Here is a 23,920-nt window from a genome sequence, read left to right as displayed (position 1 = left end):
CTATCTGCAAAAAAATATGATCATGCGAGACGCGCATAAAGCTTTCTTTCGGGGTGACGAAACGGGCACAGTCAAGAGGCCAGAGGTCCTGTGTTTGGGATCATCTCAGACATGGAGGGGGAACGAGTGACAGTTGAGATGCCACACGGAAGACCCGCACAGTCCTGGACAACGTCCCGTTTCGACGGGCACCGGGGGGAGACACGCTGGAGTCTGGCACTGTGCGAACTCGAAGCCTCACTCCGCCGCTCCGGAGTAGAGACCATGCTGAACGGCCAGATCGGAGCAGTCGACGCCATCCTACGGGACGCGGCCAGCCAACGCCCGATCCGCAGGCAGCGCACCGTGCTGCGCCCGCACCGCGGCCGGCTCTGGTGGTGGCTGAGGGTGCCCTCCGATGAGCTCAAAGCCCCATCGATGACACCCCTGGCCCCCGCCGCCGAACCAGCCGTAGCAGCCCGACGCATCCACGGGCTCCTCACCGCACCACAGCGGTGACCCCACACCCCGGTCACCCGTTCCCGGCTGCGACCGGCCCGCACACCACCCCATGGCATGCGGGACACCCCCGCCCCACCGGTCAGGCAGAGACCCGGTCACCCCCCAGCCGCTCCGCGGCCAGCACGGCCGCACCCACGATCCCCGCGGTATTGCGCAACTTCGCCGGCACGATCGGCGCGCGCAAGCGGAGATGCGGCAAAAACTTGTCCGCCTTGCGGCTGACCCCGCCGCCCACCACGATCAAGTCCGGCCACAGCAAATCCTCGATCACCGAGTAGTAGCGCTGCAGCCGCTCCTCAGCCCACTCCTTGTAGGAGAGGTTCTCGCGCTCCTTAGCGCTAGCAGAGGCCCGGGTCTCAGCGTCGTAGCCGTCGATCTCCAAGTGCCCGAACTCCGTGTTGGGGAGCAGCACCCCGTCCACTAGCACCGCCGTACCAATACCGGTACCCAAAGTAGTCAACAGCACCACCCCGTCGACGCCTGAGGCAGCGCCGTAGCGGTGCTCCGCCATCGCTGCGGCGTCAGCGTCGTTGACCACCAGCACCCGCCGCCCCGTCACCGCAGACAGCAGCTCCTCGACGTTGGTGCCGATCCACGAGCGGTCCACGTTGGCGGCGCTGCGCGCCACCCCGTGCTGGATCACCGCGGGAAACGTCACCCCCAACGGTGCATCCTGCGGCACATCGTCGGCGAACGCGGTGACTATCTCCGCCACCACCGCAGCCACCGCCTCAGGGGTTGCGGGCTGCGGAGTAGCGATCTTGACCCGGTCCACCACGAACGTTCCCCGGTCCAAGTCCACAGGGGCGCCTTTGATCCCGCTTCCCCCGATGTCAATCCCCAGCCCGACCCGTCCCCGAGATGCCATCAGCTCCCGCCTCCCTGCGCCTACCGGCCTTCCGACGCTACTCTCTACCGTTGCTGACGATTACGCTAGGCGCCGCCACTGGGACTAGGCTGGATCAACGGTCCGCAGACCCCACATAGTCACGAAAGAGACGACACCAGTGACCGGCATTCACGGCCGCCGCGGCCCTTTCGCCGAGGGCGACATCGTGCAACTAACCGACCCCAAAGGACGGATGCACACCATCACCCTGCGCTCTGGGGCAGCATTCCACACCCACCGGGGACGGCTTGACCACGACGACCTGATCGGCCGCCCCGAAGGCAGTGTCGTGACGTCAAGCTCGGGCATCGCCTATGTCGCGCTGCGTCCGCTGCTGGCTGACTTCACGCTTTCGATGAAACGCGGCGCCACCATCGTCTACCCCAAAGACGCTGCCCAGATCATCGCGCAAGCCGACATCTTCCCCGGCGCACGGGTGCTGGAAGCCGGGGTCGGCTCCGGAGCGCTGACCTGCTGGCTGCTGCGGTCCGTCGGAGAACACGGATACGTCTCCTCATACGAACGCCGCGCCGACTTCGCGGAAATCGCCCGCACGAACGTCACCCGATTCTTCGGCGCCGAACCCGGCCACTGGCGGCTCACCGTGGGCGACCTCCAAGACGCTTTGGACGAAGACCAGTTCGACCGGGTCGTCCTCGACATGCTCTCCCCCTGGGAGTGCCTGGAAAAAGTCACCAAAGCGCTGCTCCCCGGCGGGCTGATCTGCGTGTACGTGGCAACCACACCCCAGTTGTCCCGCATCGTGGAAAGCCTGCGGGAACAAGGCTCCTACCATGAGCCGTACGTCTTCGAAACCATGCTGCGCACCTGGCATGTGGAAGGCCTGGCGGTGCGCCCCGACCACCGTATGATCGGACACACCGGGTTCCTGGTCCTCGCCCGCAGGCTCGCCGACAACGTGACCGCACCGGAACGGCGCCGCCGCCCCGCTAAAGGCGCCTACGGGGAGGACTATCTCGCCGCCCGCGGTTACGAGGCCGAGCCGGAGGGGTAGCAGAAAGCAGCCCACTGACCCGGCGACGTTACTTTCTCATTACGCCGCATCCTGAACACCCGCTCTGACCTGGCTGTTTGCCGGATAGGGGAGTGTCCTGTCCCACACTCGCCAAGATCGGCAGGTTAGGAACGGGGCCTGGGTAGGTAGGCTCCCGAATAGATTTTTCCTCTTAACGGGAGGTGGCGGACGTGGCCGATCGCGATGACGAGCGTCATGCAGAGCGCGACCGTGACGAACTCGTGGCTCAGGTCTCCTACCTGGAAAAGGAGCTCAGCGTCCTGCGGCGCAAGCTCGCCGACTCCCCTCGGCACGTGCGGCTGCTTGAAGACCGGCTCCAGGAAGCCCAGACCGCTCTGGCAGCAGCAAACGCCAAGAACGAGCGGCTGGTCTCGGCTTTGAAGGAAGCCCGTGACCAGATCGTGGCCCTCAAGGAGGAGGTCGACCGCCTCTCCCAGCCGCCCTCCGGGTTCGGAGTTTTCCTCAGAGCCCGCGACGACGGAACGGTCGAGATCTTCACCAATGGCCGCAAGATGCGGGTCAACGTGAGCCCGTCAGTCAACGTCGACGAGTTGCGCCCAGGCCAGGAAGTGATGTTGAACGAGGCGTTCAACGTTGTCGAAGCCTCGTCGTACGAGACTGTCGGCGAAGTCGTCATGCTCAAGGAGATCCTTGAGGACGGCGAGCGTGTCCTCGTCATCTCCAACCACGACGAGGAGCGGATCGTGCGGATCGCCGAACCGCTGCGCGACGAACCGCTGCGCGCCGGCGACTCCCTGCTGTTGGAGCCCCGGTCGGGATACGTCTACGAACGCATCCCCAAGGCCGAGGTCGAGGAGCTGATCCTGGAGGAGGTCCCCGACATCTCCTACAGCGACATCGGCGGCCTCAACGGGCAGATCGAAATGATCCGCGACGCAGTGGAACTGCCCTACCTGCACAAGGAGCTGTTCCGCGAACACAAGCTGCGTCCGCCCAAGGGCGTGCTCCTGTACGGGCCGCCCGGATGCGGTAAGACCCTCATCGCCAAGGCGGTCGCCAACTCTTTGGCCAAGCAGGTCGCGGAGAAGACCGGCCGCGATGTCGGCAAGAGCTTCTTCCTCAACATCAAAGGCCCCGAGCTGCTCAACAAGTACGTCGGAGAAACCGAACGGCACATCCGGCTGGTTTTCCAACGCGCCCGAGAGAAGGCCAGCGAAGGCACGCCGGTGATCGTGTTCTTCGACGAGATGGACTCCATCTTCCGTACCCGCGGCTCGGGCGTGTCCAGCGACGTCGAGAACACCATCGTCCCGCAGCTGCTCAGCGAGATCGACGGTGTTGAAGGACTCGAGAACGTCATCGTGATCGGCGCGTCCAACCGTGAAGACATGATCGACCCGGCGATCCTGCGCCCGGGACGTTTGGACGTCAAGATCAAGATCGAGCGGCCCGACGCTGAAGCAGCCCGGGACATCTTCTCCAAGTACATCACCCCCGACCTGCCGCTGCACCCGGACGACCTTGCAGAGCACGGCGGTTCGCCCACCGCGACCGTCAACGCGATGATCCAGCGGGTGGTCGAGCGGATGTACGCGGAGACCGAGGAGAACCGCTTCCTGGAAGTCACCTACGCCAACGGTGACAAGGAAGTCCTCTACTTCAAGGACTTCAACTCCGGTGCCATGATCCAGAACATCGTGGACCGGGCCAAGAAGATGGCGATCAAGGACTACCTGGAGAACGGTTCCAAGGGCCTGCGGGTCTCCCACCTGCTCCAGGCGTGCGTGGACGAGTTCAGCGAGAACGAGGACCTGCCCAACACCACCAACCCTGACGACTGGGCGCGTATCTCCGGTAAGAAGGGCGAGCGGATCGTCTACATCCGGACTCTGGTGTCGGGCAAGAAGGGCGCCGACGCTGGTCGTTCCATCGACACCGTGGCCAACACTGGCCAGTACCTGTAACAAGCGACTTGGTGGGCCTGCCGGACATCCCCGGCAGGCCCTTCTTTCTGCTTGGCGGCCGTCGGCTTACCAACAGGCGCGGAACCTGCTCTGTCCAGCTCTGTAAAGGGGAGTGGTGGGATCGCGTGGGCTCTAGTCGGTGTGCAGGACTGTCGTCGTGTCCGTAGGGGGACCTGTGGGATGTGCGGTGAGGGTTTTCTACGCCTGAGGAATGGCTTTGTGCTGAAGGCTTCTCACATCGGTGGTTTCATTGCTATGCGAGACGACTCTGTCCTGATGCTCCATGCCTGTTGGGCCAAATTTTCTTATTGGGGAGCTTGGTCTTCTTTTCGGAAGTGAATGAAATTGGTGCTGCACGCTGGTAAAGTTGCAGGTCGTTTAGGGTGCTCCCCGCGCATGCGGGGATGGTCCGCCGCGCCCCATCCGGTCCCCTGAACGGGGGGAGTGCTTCCCGCGCATGCGGGGATGGTCCTTCCCGGGGGCCACTGCCACACGCTATGCCGGAGTGCTCCCCGCGCATGCGGGGATGGTCCCGGGGCCTCCTACCGGTGGCGGGTGAAAACCTGGTGCTCCCCGCGCATGCGGGGATGGTCCCCCGACTACGGATCCAACCCCGACCCGTGGCAGTGCTCCCCGCGCATGCGGGGATGGTCCCGTCCTGCCCCCTACTCGACCGTCACTCTCCACTGGCCGCAGCACCATCTGCTCGCCCAGGCCCTACACCCTGAACCGGTCGTTGCCATGGCGTATTCACCGGCCCTCGTGCCTCGCCAAGCATGTAAAAAAGTTGAACTCCCGGGAAATTCAGGGGTTCAGCCCGGATTCGGGTTAGAGCAGGATCGGCCATTCCCGACCTTGATAGGTGAGCCGGGCGCCGTCAGGGTCGATGATGACCTGACATTGGTGCCGTGCTGGTTGGCCGAGTTGTTCCCATGTGCTGTGGGCGGCTTCTATCTCATCCCATAGGTGGCGCCGTCCGCCTTGGACGACACGCCCATCAGGGGTGAGATAGCACCAGGAGTCTTCGGTGAGCAGCCAGTGGCGCGGAGGCCCGTCGTCGTGGATGGTCCCCAAGGAGACGGCGTCAGGCACGACAAGGGCAGCAAACCACGCCCATGGTTCCCCGCTTGTGCCCGTGGTGAGGCTGGTGGTTCGTGCCGTGCCACCTTCATCCGCGGCTGCTTGGTGGCGGTGGAGCAGTTGCACGGCGTCCGCAGGTGGCGTGTTCCGGGCCGGCATGAACCCGCCGTAGGCGTCAAGCACCTGGCCGCGCGCGAGACTGCCGCCGGTTGCGGTGAGTCGTAGCATCAGTCCAGCGGGAAGATGGCCACGCCACACTGGGACCACCAACACCCCGCCTTGCCGAGTTTGCTCTATCAGCTTCCACGGCAGGGAGGTCAGTGCACAGGTGACGATCACTCGGTCATAGGGGGCGCCTGGGGGATACCCATCTGCACCATCTCCCACGTGCACGATGGGCCGGTAGCCGACTTCTGCGAGCCGCTGTTGGGCCTGTTCAGCCAGTACGGGGTCTACTTCGACAGTGACCACGTGCTGGTCGCCAAGCCGGTGGCAGAGCAGTGCGGCGTTGTATCCGGTTCCTGTGCCCACTTCCAGTACCCGCACACCGTCGGTCACATCGAGGGCTTCCAGCATGACCGCCATGAGCCCAGGCGCTGAGCTGGAGGAGGTGGGCTGTCCTTGGATGGGTTCCCCATCCTTGGGGGTGGGGAAGGTCCCGTTGATTTGGGTGGTCCACCCCTCGTCTTGGTAGGCCAGCTCTTCAGGGGTGGAGGCGAGAGTAAACCCGCCGTCGGGGTGTGGCTGGTAGATGTGGGGCAGGAACAGGTGCCGGGGGATCGAAGCGAAGGCCTTAATCCAGGCGGGGTCCCGCAGCTTGCCGTCGTGTGCCAGCTTGTCGGCTAGCGCACGCGGCGATGAGGTGTGCTGTGTGGTCATCAGCCCTAGTCTTTTTCCACGTCGCTCTGCCCCGGCTTCTGGCCGTCGGGATAGGTGACTCTCATGGTGCCGGCTCTTTCGATTTTCGCGCACGGCTGGCCGTCTGCCACCACGAGGACCTGCTGGTCGGGATCATACTTGGTGTCGCTGAGGGGGACAGGGATAGGCGTGGGCTGTACGCCGTACCGCATTCCGAACGGGCGCCACTCGGTGACTTGGTCGTTTCTGTTCTCGTCCCTGCCAAGCGGGAAGGCGTCGGTGACCGCTGTCGACATTAGTTTTCCTTCCTTGTGAGAGCGTCAGCGATTGCGTCGCTGATCGGTTGTCCGGTGTGCTCCTCGATCCACCCGTACTGGCCATTGGGGTTGACCTCCAGAAAGTGCCATCGGCCGTCCGGGGAGACGATAAAGTCCAGGGCCGCGTAGCGCAGATGTAGACGGCGTAGTAGGTCACGCGCCCCTGTTAGAACACGCTGTGGCACGGTGGGAATGCTGTAGGTTAGCGCATCGTAGTCGGATCGCCAGTCGATACGAGCCGCGTCCGAGTGGGCGTGGATGGCCGCGGGAAACGCCTTGCCATCCACCATGGTGAGACGCACCTCGAACTCTTTATCCAGCCGTTGCTGGAACATATGAGCAGTGCGGCCGATGGCAGGATCACCCCACTGGTCTGGGGTGATCGGGGTGGTGAAGACGACATACGTGTCGCCGTTTTCCAACCACGAGGGGGCGCTAAGCGGTTTGTAGACGACGTCGCCGACCCGCGCACACCACCCCTTGGCTTGTTTAGGGTCGTTGGTGATCAGGGTTCGGGGCACGTTCAACCCTGCTTGCACCGCGTGGTGGAGCTGGTAGGGCTTGTATTCGGCGCGGCCGATCGCTGAAGGGTGGTTGATCCAGCCGGTCAGGCTGTTGATGATTCCACCGAAGCCGCGGCGGGCCTCAGTGGCCGCGAACTCGTACTCGGCTTGACTCATCTGGGCGGGTAGGCGGAATTTCCTGGGCCTGCGATACCAGATGCCGGTCACCGTGGACAGGTCGAGAATGCGGTGCGGGGTGGTAAGTGTGCCTGTCCATCCGTTGCCACCGATTTCGGAGTGCAGCACCACCTGTTGGGGGAAATCGGCTGGGTCCAAGCGGACGACGGGTACGCCACGCTCGGTGAGCCGCAGGATTACGTCGTCAGCGGTGATGTCAAACGGGTTGGTGAGGATGAGAACGGTCATGGCTCAGCCCTCCCGGTGGAGGGCATGGTGTTGAAGGCCATACTCAGCAGGGTGGCGCTTTCCTCTGACATGACTGTCCACTGTTTGGCCAGCGTGCTGATCAGCCACATGCCACGGCCATGTTCAGCCAGAGGGCCACTGCCGTCCACGACGTGAGGGCGGCTACTGGGGGTGAGCGGGCCCTCATCCTGCACCTCCACGTAGAGAGGACAGCCGGGCAGGTTGTGTAGGCGAAGGATGACCTCGCCGAGATTTCCGCCTTCTCGTGGCAGGCTGCTGCGGGAGTATCGGATGGCGTTGGTGACCGCTTCCGATACGCACAGGGTTACGGTCTCGGTCACGTCTTCGGGATACCCGTCGAGAATGCGGGACACCCATGCCCGTGCGGCGGCAACACTGTGGAGACAGGCGGGCAGACGTTTTTCTGCGTGCATGGTTCTCCCTCGGGGACTGCCTCAGCCTCCGTCTCAAGCCGGGCAGTCTTGCATTGCAGGGGGCTAGTCGGCGTGCTTGCTGCGCTGGGTCAGGTAGGCGCGGATGTAGACGGTGAGCTTGGCGGTGAGCTGGGTGTCGGCCTGTTCCGGTGGGGTGGCGACGTTCAGGTGCACGTCGGGAACACGCCCGCGTAGGGCGGCCTCGAGATAGTTGAGGTCGGGGGGCGACCACAGGTCCATGAATGAGGTGGTCTCTATGCACCCAGACGCGGAACACCCCTTCATGGGGCACCCATACGCAAAACGAGCCAGGGTTTCGAGCTTCGAAATGGGCCGCGGACTGTTCTGGCTGGTCAGGCCAAACATGCCGAGGATGGGATCGGTTACGTGAAAGTGGCCTCCGGCGCGGAGGAGACCCTTTAGCGTTCAAGATCATGGTTGCCTACCCCTACGGGGCTAGAGGGCTGCACAGCCCAAGCCCATGCGGATGAATGCTTACTGTCATAATGCGATGCACATCTTTAGAAAATCAAGATGCGAATATCATGTGACCGATATGTCGGCTTCCTTGCCGTGGCTTATGATCACGCCAGGCAGGAGGAGGTGACCCGCATGGCCGGAAGGTACAGCCCCAGCGCGCGCCGCAGGCGGCTGTCAGCGCTGCTGCGGAAAATGCGCGAAGAACGCGGACTGACGATTGACGAGGTCAGCCGCAGACTTGACTGGCCCTCCGGGAAGCTGTCACGCATGGAGCGCAACGAATGGAAACACCCGTCCCCGCGTGACATGCAGGACCTCGCCGAGGTGTATGAGCTGTCCCCGGAAATGCGGGAAGCGGTCATTAACCTTGCCCGAGAGTCCCGTGTGCGCGGCTGGTGGGTGGAATACCGGGATGTGCTCCGTGGCGGCCTTGCGGACTTCGAGGCTGGGGCGAGCATGATCCGTACCTACGAGGCGCTGCTCATCCCGGGCCTGCTGCAAACCCCAGACTATGCGGCGGCCGTCATGAGAAGCGGCCGCGTCATGGACGGCGACGACATTACCCGGAAGGTCGCCGGGCGGATGCGCCGCCAGCAAGTGCTAGAAGGGGACGATCCCCTGTACTTGTGGGCGCTCATTGATGAAGCCGCGCTGCGTAAGCAGGTGGGCGGCCGGGAAGTGATGACCGCTCAGATCCAGCGCCTTATCGATATGGCAGCTCGGCCGAATGTTGACATTCAGGTGGTGCGAGACAGCTTCGGCGCTCACGCGGCGATCGATGGCAGTTTCATGATCCTAGATTTCCAGGACCCAGCAGATCCACCGATGGTGTACCTGGAAACCGCCACCGACGATCTGTATCTGGAAGACCCAAAGGTCGTCCAACGGTATGTGGGGATTTTCGGGCACACATGTAGTGCCGCGGAGACCCCGCAAAGGTCGGTGGCCTACCTGAAAAACCTCATCGCGTAAGGCGGGAGAACATGCATTCACCCAACGTACAGTGGCGCAAGTCCTCCTACAGCGGTTCAGGCGACAACTGCGTCGAGGTGGCCGAGACTCCCGAGGCTGTCGTCTTCGTTCGTGACACCCAGAACCGTCACCTCGGGTACTTGAAATTCAGCGCGCAGGAGTGGACTGCGTTTCTTCACACCCTGAAAGCAGGCCAGGTCTGATCTTGTAGGCGTGGAAAAGCCCCCGAGATCAGCATCTCGGGGGCTCTTTGCATTCAACCACGGATGAGTGTACCGATTTGTGTCGTCTCTTGGCAGGTGTTTTTCGACCCTCCTGCTCTGGCGCCTTGAGCAGGGATTTCTTTGTGGCTCTGTAAACCCCGAAAATTTTTTTTGGTCTGTACCCCGGCGTTTTCGCCTTTCCGGACCTGTAACCCTCTGTAGATGGTCAAGGTCAAGGAAAGGGTGCATGCCTGTGAGGGCGCTGGTCCGCAGTAGAACTTGGGGGTCTTTAATCCTCTCCGTGGTGGTTGTTGTTCGCGCTGTGCTGTGTTCTTCTGGCGGCGGCGTGGACTGGTGCGCCCACGCCGCCGGGGGTTTCTGCACACAACTCCCAGGACTGATGGGTTATAACAAGATCTAAGAATATTCCTCTATCATGTTAGAGGAGTATTGGGGAGGTGAATGTGGAAACCTGTGTGGCAGCTGTGGGATGGGAAACTCACCCCATGGCTACGTCACGCACTCCACGCCGCCCCAACACGCTCGGCCCCACCGGGCTACAGGTCGCCGCGAACATTCGGCGTATCCGACAGTTGCGCGGCCTGTCCACTACCGAGATGGCCCGCCGTCTCACCGAGCGGGGTAGACCGATCACCGCTGTGGCGATCACCAACGTGGAACACGGTCGGCGTCGGGTGGACGTAGACGACTTGGTCGCGTTTGCCGCTGTCCTGGACGTGTCCCCTTCGGCGTTGCTTCTTCCTCCCACGGCTGTGGGCCGGGTGGAGGTGACCGGGGTGGGGGTCGTGGCCGCGCATGATGCCTGGCGGTGGTTGGACGGCCAGTGGCCGTTGGGCGCGCCCCGTGACCCTGAGCAGCTTCGTAGGAGGTTGATGGACTTCTTCCTCATGTCTCGCCCCGAGGGGATTCCGCCGTACCACGACGTGGACCGTGTCGTGGAGTGGATGCGGAGCTTCGGTGAGACGCCGTTTGAGCGGGATAACGAGGTCCCACCGGAGTGACGAGGAGGAAGAAGCATGTCTGAACAGGTGAAGCAGACGGGAACGTTGGGGGGGTCCAATCGGCTGGTCACCCCTCAGGAGCTGGCTGACTGGCTGCACGTGCCGGTGAAGACGGTATACGACCGGTGGCGGCAGTGGGGGCTGCGTCCGTACAAGATTGGCAGGCACCTGCGCTGGCTGGAACGTGACGTGCTCGCCTGGTTGGAGAGACAGCGGGCCGCGGCTTGACTCGGTAGGACCTTGGTATCCGATCCACCCCTCGGAGGAAGCCTTGGCGTCCTTGTACAAGCGCTGCAAATGTGCGGCTGGTGTCGACGATGAGAAGAAGAGGCTCCGGATCTGGAAACGTTGCCCCCATTCGGTGACCGTGCAGTGGAGACCCGGCGGCCGCGGGTCGCGGATGCAGACCGTGAGTTTTTCTGCGAAGGCCTACAACGGTGACCAGTGGGGGCGGCGGAGCGTTGGGCCAAGCAGGTGGAGGCGAAGAAGGCGATCCACGAGGTCGTCATCGCGCCGAGGGGGCAGCGGCGCAGTTTCCGGGAGGCCGCGGAAGAGTTCTTGCGTACCCGGGTCGGGAACCGGAGTACGACCGCCCACTACGGGTACAGTCTGCGCAACCACGTGTACGGTTTCGAAGTTGCGGCGGGAGTCGCGTTCGGGGACCTGGCGGACGTCGAGGTGTCCCGAGAGCACGTGAAATCGTTGGTGCGGCACCTCACCGACCGGTTCGCGCCGAACACGGTGGCGAGCATTTTCATCGCGGTCGCCGCGGTGTTCACCGATCTGCGGAAGTCGGGGGTAATCGAACGGAGCCCATGCGCAAACGTACCGCTGCCTGAGCACGTGGAGTCCCGCGTGTTCGTGCCGGTCACGTTGCAGCAGTTGGACACGTTGGCGAGCCGCCTGCACGGGCCGTGGCAGATCGCCCCCTACTTGGGGCATGCTGCGGGGTTGCGGATCGGTGAGGCGTTGGCGGTCCGTCTCGACCAGTTGGTGGAGGGCGAGGAGGGGTGGGTGCTGCGGATCACCCGACAGGTGTTGGGGCGCAGCGGTTGGCGCCGCTGAAGCACAGGCGGGCTGACCAGTTCCGGGAGGTGCCGGTGCCGGAGTTCCTGTACCAGCGGATTATGGAGCATGCGGAGCGGTGGTCGATCCCGGAGGATGGTTTCCTGTGCCCGGGGAGGTCAGCTCCGTATGTTCATCGGCCGTCGTTCTATGAGGATTTCCGGGACGGGGTGGGGCCGCGGAATTGCCGGACGAATTCACTTTCCATTGGTTGCGGCACGACTTCGCGTCGCGGTGTATCAGTGGGGGGATGCCGCTTCCACAGGTGTCGCGGATTCTGGGGCATGCCAGCACGGCGACTACGGAGCGTGTCTACTGGCACATGTTGCGGGGGTCGGTGTCGGCGGCCCGCCGGGTGTTGGATGAGGGGTATCGGAAACTCGGTTACACGCCTGGTGTCAGCGTGTCAGCAATGTGATGGCATGGTGTCGGTGCTCGAAGTGTTGACCTGCGGAAAATGGGTTGAGTGAGCGGATCGTCTACATCCGGACTCTGGTGTCGGGCAAGAAGGGCGCCGACGCTGGTCGTTCCATCGACACCGTGGCCAACACTGGCCAGTACCTGTAACAAGCGACTTGGTGGGCCTGCCGGACATCCCCGGCAGGCCCTTCTTTCTGCTTGGCGGCCGTCGGCTTACCAACAGGCGCGGAACCTGCTCTGTCCAGCTCTGTAAAGGGGAGTGGTGGGATCGCGTGGGCTCTAGTCGGTGTGCAGGACTGTCGTCGTGTCCGTAGGGGGACCTGTGGGATGTGCGGTGAGGGTTTTCTACGCCTGAGGAATGGCTTTGTGCTGAAGGCTTCTCACATCGGTGGTTTCATTGCTATGCGAGACGACTCTGTCCTGATGCTCCATGCCTGTTGGGCCAAATTTTCTTATTGGGGAGCTTGGTCTTCTTTTCGGAAGTGAATGAAATTGGTGCTGCACGCTGGTAAAGTTGCAGGTCGTTTAGGGTGCTCCCCGCGCATGCGGGGATGGTCCGCCGCGCCCCATCCGGTCCCCTGAACGGGGGAGTGCTTCCCGCGCATGCGGGGATGGTCCTCGAGGCCCCGGCTGCGGAAACGTCGCACTCGGGTGCTCCCCGCGCATGCGGGAATATATAAGGATTGCTGTACAGCTGGCTCGTTAGAATTGAGCTGATCAGAGATGGATCAACTGTCTTTTTCTCGATGTCGGTGACACCGTCAGAGATTATCCCTTCAACCATCCATGGTTGAGGGGGCGCTTCCCGCTGGGCACTACCGTGGTAGTGGGTTGATCTTCCGTATCAGCTGTATGGCGAACAGTCCTCCTGTATGCGGTTTTGAAGAACCGCGCACAAGTCTCTAGCTGCGCGTAGCTTTGAGATGTCCATGCCCTGTGTGGTTTCCATGAATTTCCGGTTTTTCGTGTCCATGAAGGCTCTTTGTAGGCTCTAATCAGCGAGAAATGTTCTGGCGGTCCAGTGTGCTGTTGGGGGTAGATTGGATTTTTGGTGGTTTGATGAAGATGATTTAAAATTGAATAAAATTACAAGTATTTTGCGATTTTTATTTTCTGATTCAAGGGGAAGGGGTGGTGGAAGATCTTCGTTTTAGGTTTTGCACTTTCGTATTGATTTGTGGATTTCGGTAGCTTGCGGCCAGAGGGCGTGCAGGGAGGGATGTCACGTTCTCGGGTCGAAAGCCGATATTGAGACGATTCTGCTCGCTGGTAGTCCTGGGGCTTCTCGCTAAGAAAGCGCCGATGCTGGCGGGAACCATCGGTCGGACGACCCAAAACCCTGGGTCCCGCCCTCGCGAATCGAGCTCGGAAGTGAGGACTGGCCGTCACCGTGGCGTACGGGGCGAACTCGGCTGTTCGAGCACAATTCGGCGGGTCATGCATCAAAGCGTGTCTCGGTGGATACCCTTCACAACATGACTGTGCGGCGGATTATGGGCATCGAGACTGAGTACGGGATCTCCGTGCCAGGAAACCCCGGTGCCAACGCGATGGTGACCTCGACCCAGGTGGTCAACGCCTACCTGACGGCTTCGGCCGCGCGGGCGCGCAGAGCTCGCTGGGATTTCGAGGAGGAGAACCCGTTGCGCGACGCGCGCGGCTTCGACCTGGCGCGCGAGGCGGCTGATCCGAGCCAACTCACCGACGAAGACTTGGGGTTGGCCAACGTCATCCTCACCAACGGGGCGCGGTTCTACGTCGACCACGCCCACCCCGAGTACTCTGCCCCCGAGGCCACCAATCCCCGTGACGCAGTCCTGTGGGACAAGGCGGGGGAGCGGATCGTGGCGGATGCGGCCCGGCGCGCTTCGATGCTCCCCTCCGCGGAGCCCATCCAGTTGTACAAGAACAACACTGACAACAAGGGCTCCTCGTACGGCTGTCACGAGAACTACCTGATGCGCCGGTCCACCCCGTTCTCGGAGATCGTGCAGCACCTCATCCCGTTCTTCGTCTCCCGTCAGGTGGTGTGCGGGGCGGGCCGGGTGGGGATCGGTATCGACGCACGCGACGCCGGGTTCCAGATCAGCCAGCGCGCCGACTTCTTCGAAGTCGAAGTGGGCCTGGAAACCACGTTGAAACGGCCCATCATCAACACGCGCGACGAGCCGCACGCCGACCCTGACAAGTACCGGAGGCTGCACGTCATCATCGGCGACGCGAACATGAGCGAGATCTCCACTTATTTGAAGCTGGGGACCACCTCGATCGTGTTGTCGATGATCGAAGACGGCTTCCTCACCAACGACCTGTCGTTGGAGACGCCAGTCGCCGACCTGCGGGCCATTTCGCACGACCCCAGCCTCACCCACCAGGTGCGGCTGCGTGACGGACGGCAGATGACTGCGCTGCAGCTCCAAGGCGAATACTTGGAGCAGGCCCGCAAATACGTGGAGGACCGCTACGGCACCGACGTCGACCCGGACACTGCCGACGTGCTCGACCGGTGGGAAACGGTGCTGACGACCCTCGCCGACGACCCGATGAAACTGGCCGACCAGCTCGACTGGGTGGCCAAGCTCAAGCTTCTGGAAAACTACCGGGCCCGCGACGGCCTGGCGTGGGACCACCCCCGCCTGCAGATGATCGACCTGCAGTACACCGACGTGCGCGAGGACAAAGGCTTGTACAACCGGCTGGTGGCGCGCGGCCGCATGCAGCGGCTCCTCGACGAGTCGGAAGTGCAGCGGGCCGTCACCGAGCCTCCCGCTGACACGCGCGCCTACTTCCGGGGCCGCTGCCTGGCCAAGTACTCCGACTCGGTGGCCGCAGCATCGTGGGACTCGGTCATCTTCGACATTCCCGGCTACGACTCGCTGCAGCGGGTCCCCACCATGGAGCCGCAGCGCGGCACCCGGGAGCACGTGGGTGAACTGCTGGACCGTTGTGAAACCGCTGCGGACTTGGTGGCCGCGTTGACGGGCAAACGCTGAGGCCTGGGTGCTCCCGGCCTGGATCCCCTACGGGCCGGGAGCACTGCCCGCATCCAATGCGAGGGCCGCCCACAGTTCCAGGCGGTGCCGGGGCACGTCCAAGGAACGGCCCATGACTCGTTCCGCGGTGCGCAGCCGGGCGCGCAGCGTGTTGCGGTGCACGCCCAAGGCGCGGGCGGTGGCTTCGATCCCGCAGTTGTGCTCCAGGTAGGAGCGGAGCGTGGCCACGAGTTCGGTGCCGTTGCGCGCGTCGTGCTCGCGGAGCGCGCCCAGCACGGTTTGCTGGAATTCTTCGGATGCTTCCGCGGGAAGGGAGTCGCGCAGCAGCGACCATGCTTCGGTGTCTGCGGCGTGCCGGTAGCCGGGACCGGAAGCGGCGATGCGGCGGGCGCGGTTCGCCGCATCAGCGAGGTACGCCGAGCCGCGGGCCTGGCATGCTCCCGCAGCACGCGGGCCTTCCGGACGTGCCGCCAAATCAGTGAAGAGGAGTTCACCCAGGCGGGGGCGGGTCCGTGATTCGGGGAGCACGACGAGGACCCCGTCGTCGAGCGCGCACAGCGCGGCCCGGTCGAGGGCTGGGCCGCTGCCCATGACGTCGGCGAGCGCGTCAACAACCTGGTCGACCAACGTGTCAGGGCGGTCGGTGGCCAGGTGCACTACTTCGAACGGGGGCGGCGGGAGCGTCAGGAGCCGGGCCGCGGACGCTCCGGCGGTGCGGTCGGTGACGAGGAGGCGCAGCAGCGGGGCGCGGGCATGGTGGTGCAGGCGCCGCGCGTCCCGGGACCGCAGCAGGTGCATGGTCAGCAGGGATGCAGCGTGGTTGGTGAGCATCCGGGTGGGGGCGGAGGCGGGGGAGGAGCAGCGCAGCGCCAGCCAGCCGAGGGTGCTGCCGCCAGCGCGCAGGTTTTGTAGGAGGATGGTGGCGTCCCCGTCGGCGAGGATCGACATGCCGCGCGGCCGGTCCCCGTCGAGGACGACCGCGGACCGCACCGTGCTGTGCCAGGGGTGTTCGCCACCGGGGACAGAGTGCGTGGTCAACCCGTTCTGGTCGAGGAGAAGGGCTTCCCCGGCGACTGCTTTGGCGAGTTCCGTGACCACACCGGGCAGACCCGTGCGCAGGGCGGAGCGGACCATGGCGTCCTGGGCGGTGAGCATTTTGCCTTGCAGGCGGAGCTGCTCGGTGGCGTAGTGTTCGGCGACCGCTTCCACGATCGCGATGAACGGGGTGTTGCCTTCCACGGACAGCAGCGGCATGTTGCGCTGTTCTGCCTCGTCCACCATGGCCGGCGGGATTTCGGTCAGCCACGTGTCAAGGGCGAAGCCGAGTCCGGCGCATCCCGCGGTGTCGAGCCGGGCGACGTAGGCGCGCTGTTCTGCTTCCGTGGCGCCGACGTTTAACCCCACGGTCAGCACGAGTTCTCCACCGCGGAGCCACCGCACCGGGTCGTGGAGTTCGGTGACGTGGGCCCAGCGCACGGTGCGGTCCAGTCCGCCGTGGCCGGCGCGGATCCGGATTTCCAGGTCAGGTCGGGCGGTCAAAGCGCGCATAGTGAGCGGTCTGCCGCCCGCAAACTGTGCGTACTGCACATTAGTCACGGTTTTGACTATACGAATCGTCTTTCACGGTTCCCTATGGGGGAGTCTAACGTCACATTGTTCCTATTTACGCAGGTCATCGTGGAGTTCAGGCAGTTTACCGGCACCTCCACGAGGAGGCGTCTGAAGAGACCCGCACGGAGCCATCATGAGTAAGCAGAGTCCCCCAACGACCAGCAGTCCGCTACGTGCCGCGATCGCGTCGTTCGTCGGTACCACCATCGAGTGGTTCGACTTTTACATCTACGCCACCGCTGCCAGCCTCATCTTTGCTACCGCGTTCTTCCCAGAGGACACGGATCCTCTCGTGGGACTCATGGCTTCTTTCGCCACGTTCGCGGTGGGCTTCTTCGCCCGTCCGCTGGGCGGCATCATTTTCGGCCACTACGGTGACCGGGTGGGCCGCAAGTCCGCGCTGGTCACCACGCTGGTCATGATGGGTACCGCGACGTTTTTGGTCGGGTTGCTGCCCACGTACAAGCAGATCGGGTTCGTTGCTCCGCTGCTGCTGGTGGTGCTGCGCTTCGTGCAGGGCATCGCCGTGGGCGGCGAGTGGGGCGGCGCGGTGCTGATCTCCGTGGAGCACGCGCCCGAGAACAAGAAGACGTTCTACGGATCTTTTGCCCAGCTCGGTAACCCCGCGGGTGCGCTGCTGGCCACCGGGTCCTTCAGCCTGATCGCTGCCGTGGGCAACGATTTCCTCTACTCGTGGGGGTGGCGCCTGCCGTTCCTCGCCTCCATCGTGCTTGTGGCGGTGGGGTTGATGATCCGCCTCAAGGTGGAGGAGTCCCCGGTCTTCACCGCGGTTCAGGAGAAGGCCCCCAAGGAGCTGCCGCTGCGCGCCGCGCTGCAGGGTTCGTGGAAGCCGCTGCTGCTCGGCATCGGTGTGCTTCCGGTGGCGGTCGGCGGCTACTACGTCGTCACCACTTTCCTGCAGAGCTACGGGGTGACGGAAGTCGGCGTGAGCGAGCAGGTCATCCTCAACGGCCTGTCGGTCGCGGCTTTCGTGGAACTGGTCGCGACCCTCGGCGTGTCCTGGCTGGGTGACCGCTTCGGCACGGTCCGCGTGGTGGTGCTGGGCTTGATCGGTGTGATCATCCTGGCGGTGCCGCAGTTCCTCGTCTTGGAGACGGGCAGCACGGCGCTGATCTTCCTGGCACTGGCTCTGATGCGCCTGGTGATGGCCGCGACCTACGGCCCGATCGCCCGGGTGCTGGCCCAGATGTACCCGCCGGAGGCCCGCTACACCAGCGTCTCGCTGGCCTACCAGGTGGCCGGGGCGATCTTCGGTGGCCTGTCCCCGCTGGTCTGCACCGCGCTGTACGCAGCGACCGGAACCATCTACTCGGTTGCGGGCCTGCTCATCCTCATGGCCCTGGTGAGCATCGCCTGCCTGGTCAAGGCGCCCCGCTACCGCGACAGCGACGTGCTCGCTGCTGCTGAAGCCTGACCCGTTGGACCCTGTCTGGTTGTGCCGCATTGGCGGCGCACCCTGTGACACCGATGACGAAGGAGTCGAGCTGTGTCCGCTCTGCTGATCCGCAACGCCACCGTGATCACCATGGACGAGGCGAACCCGCGTGCTGCAGCGCTGGCCGTCCGGGACGGCCGGATCCTGCTCGCGGGAACTGAGGAGGCGGCTCGGGCCGCGGTGGGTCCCGACGCGGTGGAGATTGATGCGGGCGGGCGCACGGTTCTGCCGGGGTTTATCGACCCGCACAACCACCTGCTGTCCACCGCAGAGTCGCTGGCGGCGCTCGACGCCCGCTATCCGACGGTGACGAGTGTCGCCGACCTGGTCGCGGCGGTGGCGGCCGCGGCGGAGCGCACCCCGCCGGGGCAGTGGATCCGCGCGTTCGGGATGGACGACGCCAAATACCCGGAGGGCCGTCCCACCCGGCGCGTGCTGGACGAGGCCACCACCGAGCATCCGGTGATCATCTACCACGTTTCCGGGCACCAGGCGGTGGTCAACTCTGCCGCGCTCGCGCAGAGCGGGGTCACCGATGACGTCACCGACCCGCCTGGTGGGGCGTTCCTGCGGGACGAGGCGGGCCGCCTGACCGGGATGGTGGTGGATTCGGCGATGGAGCTGCTGCTGCCGCTGGCGGTGGACATCGGCTGCCACGGGCCGAACTTCCACACCGACCTGCCCGCTGAGCAGTTGCTGGGCTGGCTGCAGGATGCCGCGGACACGTATCTCGCCGCCGGGGTGACCACGGTGTGCGACCCGCAGGTTTCCGCGCGGGAGCTGCGGGTCTACCGGGCAGCGCACGCGGCGGGGACTCTGCCGGTGCGGACCTTCGGGCTGCCGTTGTCCCACCAGTTGGACGCGTTCCACTCTGTGGGGCTGGCGGCGCCGTTCGGCGACGACTGGCTGCGTCTGACCGGGATGAAGTTCTACTCGGACGGCACTCTGCTGGGCGGCACGGCTCGGTTCAGCGTGCCGTACGGGGAGCACGGCGAGTTCACCGGCAGCATGTACCACGAGCCCGAGGAGCTGGTGGACTTGGTGCGGCGCGCGGCCGAGCAGGGCTGGCAGGTCGCCATCCACACGCAGGGCGACTGGGCGATGGAGCAGACCCTGGCCGCGATCGACGCGGCGGTCAAAGTGGCCGGGCCTGACCCGCGGCCGCGGATCGAGCACTGCGGCTACCCGACGCCTGAGCAGACGCGGCGGTTCACCGACTACGGGGTGATCCCGGTGAACCAGCCGAACTTCCTCTACGACAGCGGCGGCGACTTCCTGCGCCGCTTGGGGGAGCGGGCGCACCGGCTGCAGCCTATGCGGGAGGAGCTGGACTTGGGGCTGCGTCCGGTGCTGTCGAGTGACTCGTTCGTGTCCAGCCTGCGTCCGATGGACACGGTCGCCAACGCGGTCCGCCGCACCACCCGCGAGGGTGTGGAGATCGGCGCCGACCAGGCGATCAGCGTGCACGAGGCGCTGCGCGCCCACACGTGGGACGCGGCGTATGCGCTGGGCGTGGAGGACCGGCTGGGCGCGTTGAAGCCGGGCTATCTCGCAGACGTGGTGGTGTTGGACCGCGACATTGAAGCCATCCCCACCGAGGAGCTCAGCGACGTGAACGCGTGGCTGACCGTGCTGGACGGTCGAATCGCCTACCGGGCGGAAGAGCAGTAACCACAGTGCTGCACTGGTGGGGGCCGCGGGTCGGCCCCCACCTTTTTTCGTGGGGGGAGGGCCCGCCTCAGTTGCGGGCGGACTCCAGGTAGGCAGCGAACTCTTCGAGCGAGATCAGCCCGTCGCCGTCGGAGTCGATGCTGCGCACGGCCTCTTCGGCCTGGTCGAGGGTGATCGGCGAGCCCAGCACTTCCATGAGCCGCCCCAGTTCCCGCGCGGAGATGCGCTGGTCTCCGTCGCTGTCGACCAGGTTGAACGTTGCCGCGTACTCGTTGGTGTCGGCCACCGCCGTCCCCTTTCCGGACGTTGCGCTGTGTGGGTGAGCGCGATACGTGGACGACCGGTACCCTACAGCGGCCTGGCCCCGGGCGAGCACGGCAGGACAAGGCGAGAAATCCGGCCCTATTTTTCTGTTTTCCCAGGCGATACGGTGTGCATTGTGGCTGTTCAAACGTGTGTACGTGTGCCGCAGTGGGTAACGTGCGCGAAACGACGCTCTGCGTAAGGGTTGAGTTGGGCGTCAAGTGGCCAAGATAGAGGCGAGAGCTCGAACACAGGGAGGAGCCTCCACATGGCGACGAAGGAAACCGGGGGTCAGAAGCACGCAACCCGACGCAACCAGGAGGTTGAAGAGATCGAGGTGACCACGGAGACCTCGGTGCGCAACGAGAAGCTGGCCGAGGACGTGGACGACATCCTCGACGAGATTGACGAGGTGCTGGAGAGCAACGCAGAAGACTTCGTCCGGCAGTTCGTGCAGAAAGGCGGCGAGTAGTCCCGCACCGTACCCCAGGCGTCGATGCCGTCCCCAGGCGGAAGTTCGCTGAAAGAGAAGTCACCGTCGGCGGGTACCTCCGTCTTCTGAGCTGTCAGTAGGGTCACAGCAAGGCAAACGAACAAGTCCGCGGTGCCCCGTCCACGTGGACGGGGCACCTCCGAAGGGAGTCGCGTGTCTGAAGCGTTCATGGGTAGTGGACGGCTGCCCGCCGCGTTCATGAGTCCGGGGCCCACGTCGTTCGTCGACTTCCTCCGTCAGGTGAGTCCCGACCGGCTGCCCAATTTCGCCAACCTTCCCTCCGACAGCTCCCCCGCCCACTTGACTCCCGAAGCCACGACGATCGTGGCTGTTGTCTTTTCCGGCGGTGTCGTGCTCGCGGGCGACCGTAGAGCCACGTCCGGCAATGTGATCGCCAACCGGGATATGGACAAGCTGTTCCGCACCGACGAGTTCTCTGCGGTCGGTATTGCGGGATCGGCCGGAATCGGTATTGAACTGGCCAAGCTCTTCCAGGTGGAACTGGAGCACTACGAGAAGCGGGAAGGGCGCCCGCTGTCGCTGGAAGGCAAAGCCAACCGGCTGGCCACCATGATCCGCTCCAACCTGGGGCTGGCCATGCAGGGGTTTGTGGTGGTCCCGCTGCTCGTGGGCTACGACACGTCCCGCGGAGAAGGCCGCATTTTCAGCTACGACCCGGTGGGCGGCTGCTACGAGGAGCACCGCTACCACGCCATCGGGTCCGGTTCGGTCTACGCCAAAGGGGCTTTGAAGAAGCTGTACCGCGATGACCTTGCCGAGACCGACGCTGCACTGGTTGCGCTGCAGGCACTCTACGACGCGGCCGACGACGACTCCGCCACGGGTGGTCCTGACCTGCACCGCAAGATCTACCCGCTGGTCGACGTCATTACCGAGGACGGCCACCGTCGGATGTCGCACGAGGAAGTCGAATCGTTGGCGCAGACGGTGGTAGCCGCCCGCGCTGAACACCCCGACGGACCCACCGCCCCGGTGAGCTGACCCTGTCATCCGTGCTCTTCGACCAGTAAAGGAAACTACGCCGGTGTCGATGCCGTTCTACGTCTCGCCCGAACAGATCATGAAGGACAAGGCGGACTACGCGCGAAAAGGGATCGCGCGGGGCCGCAGCGCCGTCGTACTGCAATACGAGGGCGGCATCCTGTTCGTGGCGGACAACGTGTCCCGGACGCTGCACAAGATCAGCGAACTCTACGACCGGGTGGCGTTTGCCGCGGTCGGCCGCTACAACGAGTTCGAGAATCTGCGCCTTGCCGGTGTCCGCTTCGCCGACATGCACGGCTACACCTACGACCGCAGCGACGTCACAGGCCAGATGCTGGCCAACGCGTACGCCCAGACCCTCGGCGCGGTCTTCACGGAGAGCAGCAAGCCCTGGGAAGTCGAGATTGTCGTCGCGGAAGTCGGTGACTCCCCCGACTCCGACCAGATCTACCGGATTACTTTCGACGGTTCCGTGGTCGACGAACGCGACTTCCTGGCGATGGGCGGCTCCGCCGAGCGGGTGACTGCGGCGCTGCGGGAACGGTACGTCAAGAACATGTCCCTGACCGACGCGCTGCGGGTCGCGGTGCACGGTCTGGCGCACGAAAACGGTGAACGACGCGAGCTGAAAGCCAGCAGCCTGGAGGTGGCGATGCTGGAACGTTCGCGGCCGCACCGTAAGTTCCGTCGCATCCAGGGGGAACGGTTGGCCCGGATGCTCCAGGAGGCGCGCGAGGCCGAGGAGGCGGCTGAAGCGCAGTCCTCTGAAGACGGCGGCGCCACTGACTGAGTGTGATTCGGCAGGCGCCGCGGGCCGCGGGTCCGCGGCGCCGCGGATGAAGAAGGACGGGTGAGGCCGCGTGGAACGCCGCATCTTCGGTCTGGAGAACGAGTACGGGGTCACCTGCACGTTCCGGGGGCAGCGCCGGCTGTCACCGGACGAAGTGGCCCGCTATCTGTTCCGCCGTGTGGTGTCGTGGGGGCGCAGTTCCAACGTGTTCCTCCGCAACGGCGCGCGGCTCTACCTGGACGTGGGCTCCCATCCGGAGTACGCCACCCCCGAGTGTGACAACCTGCTCGACCTGGTAGCCCACGACAAGGCCGGGGAACGCATCCTGGAAGGGCTGCAGATCGACGCCGAGCAGCGGCTGCGCGAGGAGGGGATCGCCGGGGACATCTACCTGTTCAAGAACAACACGGACTCGGCCGGCAACTCCTACGGCTGCCATGAGAACTACCTGGTGGCGCGGCACGGGGAGTTCGGGAAGCTCGCCGATGTCCTCATTCCCTTCCTGGTGACCCGCCAGATCATCTGCGGGGCGGGTAAAGTCCTGCAGACTCCGCGCGGCGCGCTGTACTGCGTCAGTCAGCGCGCCGAACACATTTGGGAGGGTGTGTCGTCGGCGACGACCCGGTCCCGTCCGATTATCAACACGCGTGACGAGCCGCACGCGGACGCGGAGCGGTTCCGGCGACTGCACGTGATCGTGGGCGACTCCAACATGAGCGAGACCACGACGCTGCTCAAGCTCGCCTCCACCGACTTGGTGTTGCGCATGATCGAAGCGAATGTGCCCATGCGCGACTTCACGTTGGAGAACCCGATCCGGGCGATCCGCGAGATCAGCCACGATATGACGGGCCGCCGCAAGGTCCGCCTGGCCAACGGTCGGGAGGCCAGCGCGTTGGAGATCCAGCGCGAATACTTGGAGCGGGTGCAGAGCTTTGTGGACCGCACCGGCACTGACGCGACCGGTAAGCGCGTTTTGGAGTTGTGGCAGCGCACCCTGGAGGCGGTGGAGAGCGGCAACTTGGACTTGGTGGCGCGGGAGATCGACTGGGTCGCCAAGTACAAGCTGCTGGAACGCTACCGGGCCAAGCACGGGTTGAGCCTCTCGTCCCCCCGGGTGGCCCAGCTCGACTTGACCTACCACGACATTCACCGGGACCGCGGCCTGTTCTACCTGCTCCAGCAGCGCGGGCAGATGGAGCGGGTGGTCAGCGACCTGCGGATTTTCGAAGCGAAGTCGGTGCCGCCGCAGACGACGCGGGCCCGGCTGCGCGGCGAGTTCATTAAGAAAGCCCAGGAGAAGCGGCGGGACTTCACCGTGGACTGGGTGCATCTCAAGCTCAACGACCAGGCGCAGCGCACCGTGTTGTGCAAGGACCCGTTCAAGGCGGTGGATGAACGGGTGGAGAAGCTCATCGCTGGCATGTGAGTGGTGATGCCGGGCTGCGGCGGGGAGCGGGAGCGTTT

The 23,920-nt window shown here is 64.4% G+C and carries 24 protein-coding genes and 1 CRISPR repeat array; of the genes, 16 read left to right on the top strand and 8 right to left on the bottom strand.

Features of this window, described 5'->3' with window-relative positions; genetic code table 11:
- Positions 1-264 precede the first annotated feature (264 nt).
- Complete coding sequence (locus TFU_RS08920; RefSeq protein WP_016188839.1) at positions 265-498, top strand: hypothetical protein; 234 nt, start codon at positions 265-267, stop codon at positions 496-498.
- Positions 499-580: 82 nt separating this feature from the next.
- On the opposite strand, the gene ppgK is transcribed toward TFU_RS08920, so the two are convergent.
- A complete protein-coding gene (ppgK, locus tag TFU_RS08915; RefSeq protein WP_011292235.1) occupies positions 581-1,369 on the bottom strand; it encodes a polyphosphate--glucose phosphotransferase in 789 nt (262 codons plus the stop codon).
- A gap of 139 nt (positions 1,370-1,508) precedes the next feature.
- Here ppgK and TFU_RS08910 point away from each other — a divergent pair, with 139 nt between their 5' ends.
- Together TFU_RS08910 and arc are read left to right on the top strand one after the other, a co-directional pair.
- The gene (locus TFU_RS08910; RefSeq protein ID WP_011292234.1) at positions 1,509-2,405 is read left to right on the top strand and encodes a tRNA (adenine-N1)-methyltransferase; all 897 of its coding nucleotides are present in this window, start codon (positions 1,509-1,511) and stop codon (positions 2,403-2,405) included.
- A 182-nt stretch (positions 2,406-2,587) separates the two neighbouring features.
- Entirely contained in the window at positions 2,588-4,351 is a 1,764-nt protein-coding gene (arc, locus tag TFU_RS08905) for a proteasome ATPase (RefSeq protein ID WP_016188838.1), read from the top strand.
- 383 nt (positions 4,352-4,734) lie between these two features.
- A CRISPR array of direct repeats spans positions 4,735-5,005; the repeat unit is 28 nt; unit sequence GTGCTCCCCGCGCATGCGGGGATGGTCC.
- A 174-nt stretch (positions 5,006-5,179) separates the two neighbouring features.
- Here the strand turns inward: arc and tgmC are convergent.
- The 5 genes from tgmC to TFU_RS08880 all read right to left on the bottom strand — a co-directional run bounded on the left by tgmC (position 5,180) and on the right by TFU_RS08880 (position 8,209).
- Positions 5,180-6,310, bottom strand: coding sequence for an ATP-grasp peptide maturase system methyltransferase (gene tgmC, locus TFU_RS08900; protein ID WP_011292232.1), 1,131 nt, complete (start codon positions 6,308-6,310; stop codon positions 5,180-5,182).
- A gap of 5 nt (positions 6,311-6,315) precedes the next feature.
- The gene (gene tgmA, locus TFU_RS08895; RefSeq protein WP_011292231.1) at positions 6,316-6,585 is read right to left on the bottom strand and encodes a putative ATP-grasp-modified RiPP; all 270 of its coding nucleotides are present in this window, start codon (positions 6,583-6,585) and stop codon (positions 6,316-6,318) included.
- Positions 6,585-7,535, bottom strand: a complete 951-nt coding sequence (gene tgmB, locus TFU_RS08890) for an ATP-grasp ribosomal peptide maturase (RefSeq protein ID WP_011292230.1) — start codon at positions 7,533-7,535, stop codon at positions 6,585-6,587. The genes tgmA and tgmB overlap by 1 nt, the downstream gene beginning before the upstream one ends.
- On the bottom strand, positions 7,532-7,969 hold the full coding sequence (locus TFU_RS08885) for an ATP-binding protein (protein ID WP_011292229.1): 438 nt from the start codon (positions 7,967-7,969) through the stop codon (positions 7,532-7,534). Before TFU_RS08885 ends, tgmB begins: the two co-directional genes overlap by 4 nt.
- A gap of 63 nt (positions 7,970-8,032) precedes the next feature.
- Positions 8,033-8,209 (bottom strand): hypothetical protein, encoded by a 177-nt coding sequence (locus TFU_RS08880; protein ID WP_016188835.1) that lies wholly within the window; start codon positions 8,207-8,209, stop codon positions 8,033-8,035.
- Positions 8,210-8,581: 372 nt separating this feature from the next.
- Between TFU_RS08880 and TFU_RS08875 the strand changes: the two genes are divergently transcribed.
- The 7 genes from TFU_RS08875 to dop all read left to right on the top strand — a co-directional run bounded on the left by TFU_RS08875 (position 8,582) and on the right by dop (position 15,124).
- Positions 8,582-9,421, top strand: a complete 840-nt coding sequence (locus TFU_RS08875; protein WP_011292227.1) for a helix-turn-helix domain-containing protein — start codon at positions 8,582-8,584, stop codon at positions 9,419-9,421.
- A gap of 11 nt (positions 9,422-9,432) precedes the next feature.
- The gene (locus TFU_RS08870; protein WP_011292226.1) at positions 9,433-9,624 is read left to right on the top strand and encodes a DUF397 domain-containing protein; all 192 of its coding nucleotides are present in this window, start codon (positions 9,433-9,435) and stop codon (positions 9,622-9,624) included.
- A gap of 506 nt (positions 9,625-10,130) precedes the next feature.
- Entirely contained in the window at positions 10,131-10,646 is a 516-nt protein-coding gene (locus TFU_RS08865) for a helix-turn-helix domain-containing protein (RefSeq protein ID WP_011292225.1), read from the top strand.
- A gap of 15 nt (positions 10,647-10,661) precedes the next feature.
- Entirely contained in the window at positions 10,662-10,874 is a 213-nt protein-coding gene (locus TFU_RS08860) for a helix-turn-helix domain-containing protein (RefSeq protein WP_011292224.1), read from the top strand.
- A 216-nt stretch (positions 10,875-11,090) separates the two neighbouring features.
- Positions 11,091-11,711 carry a hypothetical protein gene (locus tag TFU_RS08855; protein ID WP_011292223.1) on the top strand — a complete coding sequence of 207 codons (621 nt, stop codon included), beginning with the start codon at positions 11,091-11,093 and terminating at the stop codon, positions 11,709-11,711.
- A 184-nt stretch (positions 11,712-11,895) separates the two neighbouring features.
- Complete coding sequence (locus TFU_RS15840) at positions 11,896-12,129, top strand: tyrosine-type recombinase/integrase (RefSeq protein WP_081430418.1); 234 nt, start codon at positions 11,896-11,898, stop codon at positions 12,127-12,129.
- Between the two features lie 1,477 nt (positions 12,130-13,606).
- Positions 13,607-15,124, top strand: a complete 1,518-nt coding sequence (gene dop / locus TFU_RS08850) for a depupylase/deamidase Dop (protein ID WP_016188833.1) — start codon at positions 13,607-13,609, stop codon at positions 15,122-15,124.
- A gap of 27 nt (positions 15,125-15,151) precedes the next feature.
- On the opposite strand, the gene TFU_RS08845 is transcribed toward dop, so the two are convergent.
- Positions 15,152-16,672, bottom strand: a complete 1,521-nt coding sequence (locus TFU_RS08845; protein WP_041428090.1) for a PucR family transcriptional regulator — start codon at positions 16,670-16,672, stop codon at positions 15,152-15,154.
- Positions 16,673-16,868: 196 nt separating this feature from the next.
- Here TFU_RS08845 and TFU_RS08840 point away from each other — a divergent pair, with 196 nt between their 5' ends.
- Together TFU_RS08840 and TFU_RS08835 are read left to right on the top strand one after the other, a co-directional pair.
- A complete protein-coding gene (locus tag TFU_RS08840; RefSeq protein WP_011292220.1) occupies positions 16,869-18,170 on the top strand; it encodes an MFS transporter in 1,302 nt (433 codons plus the stop codon).
- Between the two features lie 72 nt (positions 18,171-18,242).
- Positions 18,243-19,862, top strand: a complete 1,620-nt coding sequence (locus TFU_RS08835; protein WP_011292219.1) for an amidohydrolase — start codon at positions 18,243-18,245, stop codon at positions 19,860-19,862.
- A gap of 67 nt (positions 19,863-19,929) precedes the next feature.
- Here the strand turns inward: TFU_RS08835 and TFU_RS08830 are convergent, their stop codons facing one another.
- Positions 19,930-20,148 carry an EF-hand domain-containing protein gene (locus TFU_RS08830; protein WP_016188830.1) on the bottom strand — a complete coding sequence of 73 codons (219 nt, stop codon included), beginning with the start codon at positions 20,146-20,148 and terminating at the stop codon, positions 19,930-19,932.
- Positions 20,149-20,433: 285 nt separating this feature from the next.
- On the opposite strand from TFU_RS08830, the gene TFU_RS08825 reads away from it, so the two are divergent.
- The 4 genes from TFU_RS08825 (at position 20,434) to pafA (ending at position 23,882) form a co-directional block, all read left to right on the top strand.
- Positions 20,434-20,637 (top strand): ubiquitin-like protein Pup, encoded by a 204-nt coding sequence (locus TFU_RS08825; protein WP_011292217.1) that lies wholly within the window; start codon positions 20,434-20,436, stop codon positions 20,635-20,637.
- Between the two features lie 174 nt (positions 20,638-20,811).
- Positions 20,812-21,660 (top strand): proteasome subunit beta, encoded by an 849-nt coding sequence (gene prcB / locus TFU_RS08820; protein WP_011292216.1) that lies wholly within the window; start codon positions 20,812-20,814, stop codon positions 21,658-21,660.
- 49 nt (positions 21,661-21,709) lie between these two features.
- On the top strand, positions 21,710-22,453 hold the full coding sequence (prcA, locus tag TFU_RS08815) for a proteasome subunit alpha (RefSeq protein WP_041428086.1): 744 nt from the start codon (positions 21,710-21,712) through the stop codon (positions 22,451-22,453).
- 70 nt (positions 22,454-22,523) lie between these two features.
- Positions 22,524-23,882 (top strand): Pup--protein ligase, encoded by a 1,359-nt coding sequence (pafA, locus tag TFU_RS08810; RefSeq protein ID WP_011292214.1) that lies wholly within the window; start codon positions 22,524-22,526, stop codon positions 23,880-23,882.
- The last annotated feature ends 38 nt before the right edge of the window (positions 23,883-23,920 follow it).

Source organism: Thermobifida fusca YX (assembly GCF_000012405.1).
Lineage (GTDB): Bacteria > Actinomycetota > Actinomycetes > Streptosporangiales > Streptosporangiaceae > Thermobifida > Thermobifida fusca.
Note: the sequence above shows the minus strand (reverse complement) of the source record. Positions and strands in the feature narration are given on the sequence as shown.